This window comes from Gemmatimonadaceae bacterium (genome assembly GCA_019637445.1).
Lineage (GTDB): Bacteria > Gemmatimonadota > Gemmatimonadetes > Gemmatimonadales > Gemmatimonadaceae > Pseudogemmatithrix.
Genome location: JAHBVS010000005.1, coordinates 1 through 12,934, shown reverse-complemented (window position 1 = coordinate 12,934; position 12,934 = coordinate 1). Strand labels below are relative to the sequence as shown.

8 protein-coding genes and 1 tRNA gene are annotated in these 12,934 nt (G+C 67.8%); 7 read left to right on the top strand and 2 right to left on the bottom strand.

Annotated features, from left to right (window positions below; genetic code table 11):
- Positions 1–187 precede the first annotated feature (187 nt).
- The 5 genes from KF709_14840 to KF709_14820 all read left to right on the top strand — a co-directional run bounded on the left by KF709_14840 (position 188) and on the right by KF709_14820 (position 7,454).
- Positions 188–2,950, top strand: coding sequence for a hypothetical protein (locus tag KF709_14840; GenBank protein ID MBX3175681.1), 2,763 nt, complete (start codon positions 188–190; stop codon positions 2,948–2,950).
- A gap of 110 nt (positions 2,951–3,060) precedes the next feature.
- Positions 3,061–3,810 (top strand): hypothetical protein, encoded by a 750-nt coding sequence (locus KF709_14835; GenBank protein MBX3175680.1) that lies wholly within the window; start codon positions 3,061–3,063, stop codon positions 3,808–3,810.
- Between the two features lie 16 nt (positions 3,811–3,826).
- Positions 3,827–5,239: a hypothetical protein gene (locus KF709_14830; GenBank protein MBX3175679.1), complete on the top strand. Its 1,413-nt coding sequence runs from the start codon at positions 3,827–3,829 to the stop codon at positions 5,237–5,239.
- A 15-nt stretch (positions 5,240–5,254) separates the two neighbouring features.
- Positions 5,255–6,604 (top strand): hypothetical protein, encoded by a 1,350-nt coding sequence (locus tag KF709_14825; GenBank protein ID MBX3175678.1) that lies wholly within the window; start codon positions 5,255–5,257, stop codon positions 6,602–6,604.
- A gap of 181 nt (positions 6,605–6,785) precedes the next feature.
- Positions 6,786–7,454 carry a TetR/AcrR family transcriptional regulator gene (locus tag KF709_14820; protein ID MBX3175677.1) on the top strand — a complete coding sequence of 223 codons (669 nt, stop codon included), beginning with the start codon at positions 6,786–6,788 and terminating at the stop codon, positions 7,452–7,454.
- Here KF709_14820 and KF709_14815 read toward each other — a convergent pair.
- Both KF709_14815 and KF709_14810 read right to left on the bottom strand, forming a co-directional pair.
- On the bottom strand, positions 7,354–10,542 hold the full coding sequence (locus KF709_14815; GenBank protein MBX3175676.1) for an efflux RND transporter permease subunit: 3,189 nt from the start codon (positions 10,540–10,542) through the stop codon (positions 7,354–7,356). The genes KF709_14820 and KF709_14815 overlap by 101 nt on opposite strands.
- Positions 10,539–11,738 (bottom strand): efflux RND transporter periplasmic adaptor subunit, encoded by a 1,200-nt coding sequence (locus tag KF709_14810; GenBank protein MBX3175675.1) that lies wholly within the window; start codon positions 11,736–11,738, stop codon positions 10,539–10,541. The genes KF709_14815 and KF709_14810 overlap by 4 nt, the downstream gene beginning before the upstream one ends.
- Before the next feature lie 106 nt (positions 11,739–11,844).
- On the opposite strand from KF709_14810, the gene KF709_14805 reads away from it, so the two are divergent.
- Together KF709_14805 and KF709_14800 are read left to right on the top strand one after the other, a co-directional pair.
- Positions 11,845–11,918 (top strand) — tRNA-Arg (locus KF709_14805).
- Between the two features lie 68 nt (positions 11,919–11,986).
- Positions 11,987–12,643, top strand: coding sequence for a hypothetical protein (locus KF709_14800; GenBank protein MBX3175674.1), 657 nt, complete (start codon positions 11,987–11,989; stop codon positions 12,641–12,643).
- Positions 12,644–12,934 lie beyond the last annotated feature (291 nt).

Genomic DNA, 12,934 nt, shown 5'->3' with positions numbered 1-12,934 from the left:
CGCCCTCGCTCGCGAGGCATCACAAAGTTACGACCCCGTTGGCGGGGGATTCCCTCACACGTAGACTTTCCGCCCACAAGTGAAGCCCCGTCGGCGCAGCGCGTCGGCACCCTCATCAATCGGGCGTCCACCACCGCGTGCACTTGGGTTGCGCGGAGCAGTGGACGGCCAACGACCCGCCCCCTTGATGCGTCCCCTCGCTGCGGCCCTTGTCGTGCTCCTGCTCGGCGTCCTCCCGAGCGCCACCATCCACGCGCAGGGCTGGGTGAACAGCATCCAGCGAACGGACGGCCAGGTCGGCGGTGTCGTCGGCCAGATGCTGATCGCGCTGATCCCACCAGGAACTGCCGGCCGCTGCAGCGGCTGCAAGCACATCTCGAAGTTCGAAGGCGGCTTCGCGGACGTCGCCACATTCTTCGGCGGTACCAGCTGGGGCCTGCAGGAAGTGCGCTTCGCGCACGACTTCAGGTTGGACTCCACGCTGACGGTCGTCGCGCCCAACGGGTCGGGCGGCGAGGTCTTCCGTCAGGTCTCGGAGTTCAACCTGCGCCCCATCACGCGCGCCGAGGTCCGCATCACGGTCTCGGCCACGAATCCCATCACGGGCGAGAAGCGCGTGCAGACGGACGCGTTCTCGATCGAACAGGGACGCTCCACGCGCACGCAGACCATCACGTTCGGCGAGAGTGCCTGGCTACAGTTGTTCTCGCGCTGGAACACGAACAAGGTGCCACTGAAGGTGCAGGGCGATTCGCTGAAGGTCCGCGTGGAGAGCATCGAGTGGGTGCGCGCGACGACGACGAACCTACAGTCGATTGACAATCGCGTCGGTCTCGAGTTGCAGCGGCTGGCGCAACAGCAGCAACAGCAGCAACAGCAGTCCGGTGCTTCGGCCTCGGCGACTACCGCGGGAAGTGCAGGGGCGACCTCGGGGACAGGCGCTCGATCGGCAGGCAGCGCCGCTTCCGGCGCGGCTGCGGGCTCGGCATCCGCCGCTTCCGGCTCGGCTGCAGCTTCGCGTTCGGCGCCCTCCGCTCCCGCCGCGCCCGCAGTTGCGCGCCCCACCTACGACGCGGCCGCCACCCAGCGCTGGCAGGCCCAGTACGATGCCCAGACCAAGCAGTGGAACGACCAGTTCACTGCTGACATCGCGCGCAACGAGCGCAACTGGCGGCAGAAGCAGGCCTCGTATCAGGCCGCAGGCGAGAAGCTCGGCCGCGAGATTGCCGCCGTGCTCGAGGCGCGCGAGCGCCAAGCCAAGATCCGCGCCATCAACGCCGAGGCAGGTCGCATCGCGCGCGTCGCGGCGAGCACCGAACGTCTCCTGCGCGACGACATCGCCGACCTGCAGCGCGAGGAGCAGCGCCTGCACGAGGTGATTCGCCGTCACCCGGGTCTGCCGACGCCGGTGGTCACCGGAATCCAGCAGGCCACCACGCGCCTCCGCGAGGCCCAGCGTGCCAAGCTCGCAACGATCACGAAGCTGTACGAAGAGGTCGACGAGATCTTCGTGGACGCCGAGGAGGCCTACGACGGCGACCTCACGAAGGCGTACACGGGCGGGCTCGACGACTTCCGACGTGCCAATGCGGGCGCAATCAACTCATATCCCGAGCTCGGGGCGTCGTCGCTGAGCCTTGTGCGCAGCACCGCGATGCCGGCGGCGCAGCGCGCCGCCGTGGCCGAGGATCTCACGCCCGTACTGTTGGACAACGCCAAGTTCCTCTGCTCGGGGTCGGCCGCGCGGTCAATCGGCAACGAGTACTCAGCGATTGGTGGACGCAGTCCGTCCGTGCTTGAGGTGGTTGCCGAGGCACAGAGCGTCAGCGCCTATCAGTCGGCCTTGGGCAATGTCACCACGCAGCTCCGCGCGGCCACCGAGTCAATGGGTCGGCGCTACGCCAAGTTGACGGTGCGCAGCCAACCCAACGGAACGCTCTTCACGCGGCAACAGATCCTGAACCGGGCTGCTGTTCGTGGCCAGAGCGCAAACAGCGTGCGGCTCGTCGGCGTGACGGGCGTCGTGGACGTCCAGCAGGAGCTCGACTCACTGGTCAAGGCGCTGTTGCCCAGCCGGCCTGCGCTGCGACACTTCGACTGTGAGCAGCTCGAGGACCCGATGCGGCGCGTGAACCTGAGCCTTAACGAGCAGTTCGTGTACCTCCGGCCTGGACAGCAGACCCTCACGCTGCGCCGCCTGTACCGCAGCCCGGATCCGCTCGAGCTGCGCACGGTGGCCATGGAGCCGGGCAAGGAGTTCAGCCTCACGTTGTCTTCCTACGAGCGCAACTTCGGCGTCGACCGCCACCTGCTCGCGCTTGGCACACCGGACTTCCGGAACGACTTGGTGATGCTGTCGAATCCCGTGCTGCGCAATTATCACGTGGACCTGCATCCGAGCGGCTACGTGGAGGCGAACACGGAGGTGCTGGCCTTCCGGCGCGGCGATCTCTCCGACTACTGGTCGCGCAAGATGATTCCCACGCTGGGGATGGTCGGCCTGACGTTGGGTGTCGGCGCGGGGTCGCGGACGGTTGACGGCCTCGATGAGCGCAACACCGTGCTCGGCTGGCGCATGCTCGACCTCAGCGCGGGCTTGATGAAGCGCCTCTCTGACAACGTCGTCATCTCGCCCGCGCTCACGCTGAACACCTTCAACGCCCGCTTCGTCACCTTCGACGTTTCCGGCGTCGGAACCGGCGGCGCCTTCAACGATCGTGGCTCCGTGGTGATCTTCGACGGCCTCACTCCGACCGCGTCTTTCGAGGTCCACTTTCTCAAGGGCACCCGCCGCCTCTCCCTGCGCTACGGCTACAGCTTCTACTGGGTCTCCGACGATCCCGAGTACGACAAGAACGCGTCGGACTACGACGACCTGACCCAGGCGAGCTTCGAAACGTTCAGTCGGGACCGCATGGCCCACACCATCGGCCTCAGCATCAAGTTCTAGCGGGTGGGGGTGGGTATGCGGCGCCCTAGGCTTTTAATGAAGGTCCTCAGGAACGTTTCTGGCGCTTATGAGGTATTTCGCATATCGTAGTGCATACCTCCGGAGGTCCCGTGCGTGCACTCCCACCGCTCGCGTTGCTGGCGATCGCAAGCATCGCCAGTTTCCCCACGGCGGCCGACGCACAGTCGGCCCTTGAGCGCGGATACCTCTTCAAGCCACCGGCAGCGACAATCACGCTGTTCGGTGGCTTTGCGCAGGCGAGTGCCTCGTCGGACATCTTCGCGCAGTCCTTTGACGAGCTCACGCTGGGCCGCCAGGACTTTGCTGGTTCGGACCGCGGCGTGGACGTCGCCATCACGCTGAACGGACGCACGGACATCGTGTTCTCAGTCGCCGGCAACAGCGTGCGGCGCCGCAGCGCATTCCGCGATTGGGTAGACCAGGACGGCCGCGACATCGAGCAGACCACGCGATTCTCCCGCACACCGATCGGCATCGGGGCCCGCTACTACCTGCGTGACCGCGGCCGCATGATCGGCTCACGCGCCTGGATCCCGACACGACTCCTGCCGTACGTCGGCGCCTCCGTGGGCGGGATGCGGTATCGCTTCGTGCAGTACGGCGATTTCATCGATCCCGGCACACTCGACGTCTTCCGCGATGAGTTCAAGGCCGAGGGCGTGGCGATGTTCGGCCAGGCCTCGGCGGGCGCGGCGTGGAGCATCATCCCGGAGATGCAGCTTGTTGGCGACCTTCGCTACACCTATGCGCGGGGCAGCTTGGGGCGCGACTTCGCGGGCTTTGATCGCATTGACCTCTCGGGCCTGACCACTGCGGTCGGCCTCGCCATTCGATTCTGAACCCGGGAGACTGACAATGCGGATGCGACTTGCGATCTCCCTCGGCGCGACATCGGCGCTTGGCACGACATCGGCGCTTGGCGCGGCATTGGCGCTCGGCGCGACCCTCGCGATTGGCGCGCCACGCGCGCTGGCGGCGCAGGATTCCTCGACGGCACCCTGGGCCTTCCTATATGGATGCTGGGTGGGCGAGACGGAGCAGGGCAGCACGGCGCTGCCCGCGGTGACCTGCGTGCTGCCCGTGGCCGGGGATGCCGCGGCCGTGGAGCTGGTGACGCTCAAGGATGGCCAGATGGAGCGCCGCGCCAGCCTCTTTGCCGACGGCCGCGAGATGCCGATCGAGGAGACCGGCTGCACGGGCCGTGAAGTGGGGCGTCCGTCGGACGACGGCCGACGCGTGTATGTCGAAGGCAGCTTCGACTGCGGCGATGGCGTGCTCCGGAACACTCGCACCGTGATGGCGCTCGGTCCCAGCGGTGATTGGATCGAGGTGCAGGCCGTGCGCACCGGGAACCGGACCGCCGTGCGGAGCCTGCGATCCTCGCGGCTCGCGCTCGATGACCTTACTGAGCCGCTGCGATCGGCGTTGGCGCCGTTCGAAACCGCGGCGCTCGCCGCGCGCAAGCACGCGAGCCGTGTGCCGAGTTCGGCAGACGTGATTGAGATGTCGCAGAGGCTCGAGCCTGTTGCGGTGGAGACCTGGCTGGCTGCCGCGATCGTTCCGACCGAGTATGCGTTGGTCGCGAAGCGTCGCGAGTTGGAGCGCTTGCAGGCGGCGGGAATCCCGGCCTCTACAATTGATATGGTGGTGGCGCTGGGGAATCGCGAGCACTTCCAAGTGTCCTTGGCGGCGGAGGGTGCGAGCGCCGTGAGCAACGCGGACGTGATGGCGGAGATGCGACGCAGCGCGGCCGCCGTAGCGGAGGCGTCGAATGCCGCGTACGGATCGCGCACGGCGACCGCCTGGAGCGGTGGCGCCTGCGACCGGCTGCTCTGGGACGTGCGCCGTGCCTGGCCGCTCTACGGGATGCCGTTCTATTCGCCGGTGACCGGTCTGATGATCAATCCGGTCAACTGCCTGGACTCCCACGCGTTCTGGGGCGGTTACCTCTGGGGCCGCTCGATGCGCTACGGCACCTGGGGCTACGGCTACGCAAACCAGCCGGTGACCGTGACTGTGACGCCGCGCTACGACCGCGGCGGACGGATGGAGAAGGGACGCGGCTACGTGCCTGCATCGGGCACGACGCCACGCGGGTCGGCGCAGCCGCGGGGCGGGGACGCGGCATCGTCACGCCCGCGTAGCCCGGCGACGGAATCACGGCCGGCGTCGAGCTCCGGCACCTCGCGGTCGGGCGCCTCGGGGTCCAGTTCCTCCGGCAGCAGCTCGTCGGGAGGCAAGCGCACGGCGCAGCCGCGGAAGCCCTAGACCCTCAGGTTGCGGATGCCAGGTCGCTCGCGGCTTCGCCTTGGCGCGTTGATTCTCGGGCTCGCCATGCCCGGCGTCATCGACGCGCAGTGGGGCGACCTGCGTCCCTGGTACAGCTTCGCCGGCTGCTGGAGCGACCCCGCTGCGGGCGGGCAGGGCACGACCCTCTGCGTCATCCCCACCGACGGCGATCCGTTCAGCGCCGATCTCATCACGCTCAGCAACGGGCTCGAGGTCAGCAGTTCCCGCGTCCGCGCCGACGGCACCCAGCGGCCGTTCACCACCGAGAGCTGCGCCGGGACGGAAACCGCCCGCTTCTCGAATGGCGGCCTTCGCGTATACCTGCTCGGCAGTGTTCGCTGCGGCGAGTCCGGAGCCACCTCGCGCAGCTCCGCGCTGTTTTCCGTCAGCGAGACTGGTAGGCTCGTGTATGTGTTCGGCGTGGACGATCCCACGCGGCCGAGTGCCGGCCTGCTGCAGCTCTCGCCGCTGGATCCGCGCGAGATGCCACGGCGCCTGCGCGACGCACTGCAGCCGGTGGGCGCGCGCTTCAACCTGCACCGCGAGGCGCTGGCCCTGAAGACGCTGTCGCTGGCGGACGTGGTGGATGTCGGCAGCGCGGCGAACCCCACCGTGACCGAACTCTGGGCCGCCGCGATGATTGCCAGCAGCAGCGAGGGCCTGATCATCTCGGCGCGCCAGCGCGATTCGCTGGAGGCCGACGGATGGCCGGCGCGGCTGTCGATGCTCCTCTATGCGCTCTCGGAGCCCTTTGCTTACGACGTGTACTTCTCGCCAGCTGGCGCGCGCGTGCAGGCCATCACCGATGGCGCCGCCGCCATTGAGTACACGAGGGCCATCGCGCGACTCGTCGAGGCCGGACGCGCGCACCGGACCAACCTCGACGCGCAAAGTGGCGATGGGAGCGCGGAGATCTGCGGGCTCGTGCTCCTTCCCGCAGGGGGCGCGGTTGCCGGATTCCCGCTGCCACCCATGGTGCTGCCCTCTGATCACCTGGCCGTCGGCGCCTCGGTGCGCTGCGCCTCGCCGATGTTCGTCGCACACGCGGATCAGCTCAACGCGTTGTACGCGGCCGCGCCCAGTGTGCTTGGTGTCGAGTTCGAGGATGGCGCCGGGGCCACCGCGCAGCAGCGTCGTCGCACCACGATGGGCGGCCAGCGCCCAAGCGTCGGTACGAGCTTCACACCGGGCCGCGACTCCCTGAGGGCCGTCCCGCGCGAGCGCACGGCGCCTCCGAGCACGCGTCCGAGTACGACCACTACCAGCCCTCCGCCGCCGCCGCCGGCAACACCGCCGCCCCCAGCGCCGCAGCCGACACCAAAGAGCCCGACGCGACGTCCATAGCTGCCGAGGCGAAGGCTTGCGGCCGTCGCCGTGCCAAACCTCGCCGCGAAGTCTTGGACCGACGCAGACCGTGAGGCTCACACCTGCACATTTTCGATGTTCGCGAAACATGAATCGGGATTCATGTTCTTCGAATCTCGAAATTGGAGCATAGGTCCTGCCCCCGCCGTACAGCCGTTCCTTGTGCCAGGCGCGCAGCGTCTCTGCGCGCGGCCAGCTCATACTTGCCACCACGCGCCTGCTGCGCGAGCAATCGTTCGCTGACCTCAGCGTCGCCGCGATTGCGCGCGAGGCGCAGGTGCCGGTCGGGACCGTCTACCAGCGATTCCCTTCGAAACAGGACCTGCTCTGGGCGGCCGGGGATCGCTTTCTGCAGGACTTGGAGCTGCGGCTGTGCAGACTGCGTCCCGGGTCTACGGCGGCACCGGGAACTGTCGGAGCGCGGGAAACCGCGGGGCGGAAGTACACCAGCGGCCTTGAGGTAGGCTTGCTTGTGAAGTGCGTGTACGGCGCGATGGCCGCGCGGCCGGGCGTCGCGATCGCGCTGCTGTCGGATACCAGACGCGACCAGTTGCCGGCGAGCCTGGCAGCGCGCCTCGACACCTTCCGCAGCCGCGCCGCAACGCTCCTCGACGCCGCAACGCTCCCCGGCGACGCAGCTGGCGCCGACCATCTGCTAGCCGTTCGCGTGATCCTGACCCAGTGCCGCGAGGAGATCAGTCTCCCCGCGGCGCAGCGCAGCGCGCGCTTTACGTCGCTGCTGGCTGCTGCGGTGCGGGCTCTGCTGGTACGGGCCGCGCGCGCTCCCCGATCGCGAACGAGCGGACGCGATCGCCCAGGCCGTGGATGATCAGGTAGGTGCAGGGCACCACGAACAGCGTGAGGATCGTCGACACGGACAGGCCACCCACCACGGCGATTGCGAGCGGCCGCATCAACTCGCCGCCCTCGCCGAGGCCCAGCGCCAGCGGCAACGTGCCCACCAGCGAGGTGATCGTCGTCATCATGATCGGCCGCAGGCGCGCTGCGCCCGCCGCCACGATGGCCTGCGCCCGCGTGATGCCCGGCGTCTCATAGAACCCCTCGGCGAACTCCACCAGGAGGATCGAGTTGTTCACCACGATGCCCGCCAACATGATCATGCCCAGCGTGACCGGTGCGGAGAACGGCGTGCCCGAGACCAGCAGGATCGCCACGACGCCCATCATCGCCAGCGGGATCGAGATCAGGATCACCACAGGATTGATGAAGCTCTCGTACTGCACGGCCAGCACCACGAACACGAGGAAGATCGCCAGCGCGATGACCAGCGCGAGCTGACGGTTGCTCTCGTCGATCGCTTCCTGTTCGCCGCCGATGATGATGCCGTAGCCATCGGGCATCTCGAGGTCGGCGAGTCGCGCGCGGATCGAGTCCGTCACGGCGCCCACGGTGGCCACCTCGGTGATCACGTCGCCGTTGATCTGGATCTGGCGACTCTGGTTGACACGCGTGATTCCGTTGGGGCCCAGCACGGTCTGCACCTTCGCCACATCGCCCAGGCGGATCGGCGGCGCGTTCCGCGTCGCCACGATCGGCACGTCCATCAGGTCCGTGGTGCTCTGGAAGCGCCCACGCGGGAAGAACACGCGCACGTCGTACTCGAAGTTGCCTTCGGCGTAGCGCGTCGCGATGGTGCCGTCGAGCGCCGTGCGCACTGCCGCGCCCACCTGCTGCACGTTCAACCCAAGGGCGCGTGAACGCTCGCGGTCCAACTCGATCGAGAGCAGGGGAGAGCCTTCATCCTGCGGGTTCTGGAAGTTCTCCAATCCGGGCACGCCCTGCACGCGACGCGACACCGCCAGCGCGATCTCCTGCAGCGTGGCAATCTCGTCACCCAGCACCGCGACCGAGACGGCCTCGCCGGTGGACGAAGTTCGCAGGCCGCGGATGCGCGGCGGGCGCACACCCACGCGCGCGCCGGCGAAGCCGCGCTTGTTGATCGAGTCCTGCAGGGTGCGCACCCACTGGTCGGCGGTCATCTTCCGCTCGCTCACCGGCGAGAGCAGAATGTCCAACGAGCCGCGGCCGGCATTCGCGGCCGACGAGCCACCGAAGAGGAATCCGCCAGCGGTGGCGAAGACGGCCTCCACGTGCGGCATCCGCTGCACCATCCCCTCGATCTCACGCGTGATGCGGTCCGTCTGGTACGGCGTCGAGCCAGGCGCGAGGCGCACGAAGGCGCCCACCGAGCCGTCATCCACCTGCGGCAGGAACTCGTTGGGGATGCCCGGCACACGCGAGAATAGCAGGCCCGCCACGACCAACACGGAGCCCAGCACGGCGAACTTGTGCTTCACGGTCCACGAGGCACCGCGCGCGTACTTCTCGGTCATGCGGCCGAACCAGTCGTCGAACGCCAGCAGCGGACGCGAGTCCTCCAACCCGCTCTTGAAGCGGATCTTGCCCAGCTGCGCGGCCAGCATCGGCACCAAGGTCAGCGCCAAGGGCAGCGAGGCCAGGATCGCGAACGAAATCGTCAGGATCAGTTCGCGGAAGATCAGCGCCGCGAGGCCGACGATGAGCAGGAACGGCGCCACCGACGCGAGGTTCGTCGTCGTCGACGCCACCACGGCCGAGGTCACCTCGGCGGCGCCCACGTGCGCGCCCTCCTCGGGGTCCAGGCCGTCCACCTCACGCCGTCGGTAGATGTTCTCCAGCATCACGATCGCGTTGTCGAGCAGCAGGCCCGTGCCCAGCGCGAGACCGCCCAGCGACATGATGTTCAGCGTCAGGCCGGCGAAGCCCATCATCACGAAGGTGGCCATGATGGCCAGCGGGATCGACACGCCGATGATGAACGTCTTGCGAAGGCTGCGCAGGAAGAGCAGCACGACCAGCGACGCCAGGAAGGCACCCATCAGCGCGGAGTTGCGCACCGAGTTCAGCGCGTCGCGGATGAAGCCCGACTGGTCGAAGGTGACCTGGTAGCGGATGTCACGCGGGACGAAGTTGGACGACTGCAGCCGGTCCATCTGCGCGCGCACCTGATCCACGACCTCGACCGTGTTGGCCTCGGGCTGCTTCTGGATGCCGATGCGCACGGCGGGCGTGCCGTTCAATCGCGCCCAGAAGCGCTGGTCCTGCGAGGTGTCGCGCACGGCGGCCACCTCAGTGATCGGCACACGCGTGGCGCCGGCACCGGTGAGCAGCAGGCCGCGGATCTCCTCGAGCGAACGGAAGCGCCCCGTCGTGCGCGAGACAATCTCGCGGTCCGGTGCGATCACACGCCCGCCGGCGATGTTCTGGTTCTCGCCGCTCAGCGTGCTCAACACATCGCCGACCGACAGCCCAAACGAACGCAGGCGCTCAGGATCGAGCTCCACCTGGATCTCACGGACGAGACCGCCAGAGATATCCACCGACGCCACGCCTTCCACGGCCAGGAGCTGCGGCCTCAGGCGCTGGTCAATCCATTGCCGCAACGAAACCAGGTCACGCTCAGACGACGAGAACGCCACCTGGAAGATCTGCATCTGCGAGGGATCGCTCTTGCTGATGACCGGCGCCGAGGCCTCCACGGGCAGGCGCGAACGCACACGCTCCACATTGGTCGCAGCGTTCTGCAGGGCGATATCGACGTTCGTGCCGTACGAGAAGTTGAGCTCGATGCTCACGCTTCCTTCGTTCACGTTGGTCTGCAGGCGCTGCAGGTTCTCGACCGTGGCCAGCGCCGCCTCGAGCGGCTTGGCGACCGTCTCCTCGAGCACCACGGGCTCGACGCCCGGGTTGCCGACGTTCACGCGCACCTGCGGATACACGATGCGCGGGAGCAGGTCCACGGGCAGGCGGCCGATGTAGACCACGCCGAGCACGAGCAGCGTGCTCGTCAGCATCAGCGTCCCGACCGGCCGGCTGATGCTCCAGCTGGAGATGCCCCGCTTGTGATGAATGCTCATGGACGGGCTCCGGCAGGCGGCACACTCACCGGCTGCGCGGCACCCGGACCCTCAGGCGCCAGCGGCTCCACGATGCGCACCTGCGCGCCGTCGCGGAGCAGGGCATTACCCGTCGTGATCACGGTGTCGCCGGCGGCGAGTCCCTCGAAGACTTCCGTGCGGCCGTCGGTATCGGGCCCCACGCGCACGCGCCGACGCTCGGCGCGCCCGTCACGAATCACATACACAGACTGCGAGCCCGCCGCACCGACGACGGCGCGCGTCGGCACCACCAGCGCGTTGGGGCGCTCATTCAGATTGAGCGTCACGCGCACCGTGTACCCCGGGCGCAGCTGGCGCGCGGTCGCACCGCCAATCGCCACCTCAACGGGAACCAGCCGACTCACCGAGTCAGCCGCAGGGAAGATGCGACGGATGCGGCCCGGCACCGTCTGGCCGAGCGCGTCCACCTTCACGTCCACGTTGGAGCCCTCGCGGAGGTACGGCACCTCAAGCTCGGAGACCGGCAGCTGCACGACCAGCGTGCTCACATCGGCCACCGTGAACATCCGGCTGTTGCCGCCTACGACGTCGCCGGCCTGAACGAAACGCTGCATCACCACGCCATCGATGGGCGAGGCGATCTTCGTGAAGCCGTAGCGCGTGCGAAGCTGCGCCACCGACGCCTCGGCGGCGCCGAGCGCTGCCTGGTCGCGCTCATACTCCGCGACGGTGACGACACCGCGCTTGTGCAACTCGGCCGAACGCGCGGCCGTGCTGGTGGCGAACGCCAGATTCTTCTCGGCGGCCGTCAGCTGTGCCTCGAGCTCGCGGGCGTCGAGTTCGGCGAGCACCTGGCCCTGGCGGACCACCGAGCCTTCCTCGACAGGCACGCGCAGCAACGGCCCGGCGACAATCGATGTCACGCCGACGACGCGCAGCGGCGCGAGCTGGCCGGCGACAAGACTGGTGCGCGCAATGCTCACGCGCTCGACCGTGGTGATCTCGACCGGGCTGATCTGATTGCCGCCGCCGCCGAAGCCACCGCGACCGCCGCCTTGGTTGCCGCCCTGACTTCCACCGGGGCGATTGCCGCCGGGCGCCGCAGCATTGCCGTTGGCCTCTGCAGATTCGGTCTTGCAGGCGTTGAGGCCGAGTGTCGAAACTACGAGCGCCGCAACGACTGCGGCGCGGAGGAACGTATAGGAGAGGCGCATGGCCGGAACTGCGGATTTTCGAGGGTAGGGAGCTAGGCGAACTTGCTGCGAGACTTACGTTTGGAGGCGCCGAATCGTTCAGGTCGTAGGGTTAAGTTTCGGTGAGGCCCCCGTAGCTCAGGTGGATAGAGCGACGGTTTCCTAAACCGCAGGTCGGCGGTTCGAGTCCGCCCGGGGGCACTGCTAGATTAGATTGCTTGCGCAGCCGCCCCGTCGGGCGGTGCCACACACGACACTTGAGCCACTGAATGACGAAGACCCGATCGACGGGCCCCGGGGCCCTGGAGCAACTGGAAGCCGAAGACATTGGCTACACCCTGAAGAAGTACCAGAAGCCCCTGACCATCGCGGCAGTGGTCATCGCCATCGGGGCAGGTGGCTTCTACTTCGCCAAGCGGTCCGCCGAGATCCGCGAGGCGCGTGGCTACGACGCGCTGGCCCAGGCGGAGGCGCTGTACGGCGGTAGCGACCAGGCGCGGGCCCAGGAAGAGCTCAACCGGGTGGTGAACCGGTATGCCGGGACTACGGCCGGTACCCAGGCCGCCCACCTCTCAGCCCAGCTGTACTACGCGGACGGCAAGGTGGACGAGGGCCTGGCGCTCGTTGAGACGGCGCTGGCCAAGGCCGCAGCCCCCCAGCGGGCTGCGTTGCTGGCGCTTCGCGGCGCCGGAAAGGCTAGCAAGGGCGAGGACGCGGCAGCGGCCGCGGACTACGAGGCCGCCGCTGCTGCGGCCGACCTGAGCATCGACGCGCAGCAGTACCGGATGGAGGCTGCTCGCCATCACGTGCAGGCGGGCAATGTGGCGGCCGGCCGGGCGCTGTACGAGACTATCGCGGATCGCGAGGACTCACCGTATGCGTCTGAGGCAAAGCTAAGACTCGGTGAGATAAGCGTTAAGGGCTAGTCGTCTCACGTCCCGCATGAACAGATGAGGCCTGCCGACTTGATCGGCGGGCCTCATTTCTTTGCGCATCGGGGCAGCAACTGGCGCCTTGCTGACGCGGAATCTGGACGCCGAGCCGACACCGCGCCATTTCGCTAATACTACCTATAATAAGTATTATGTATTGTTGTATTGGGGATAACACATAGGGTTTCCACGTCCCTGATGCGCGGTCTATCTCGCTGAAAACCGATGCCACAGAGGCACGGAGACACAGAGGGCTCGGTGCGCCGGACTCTCTGTGTCTCTGTG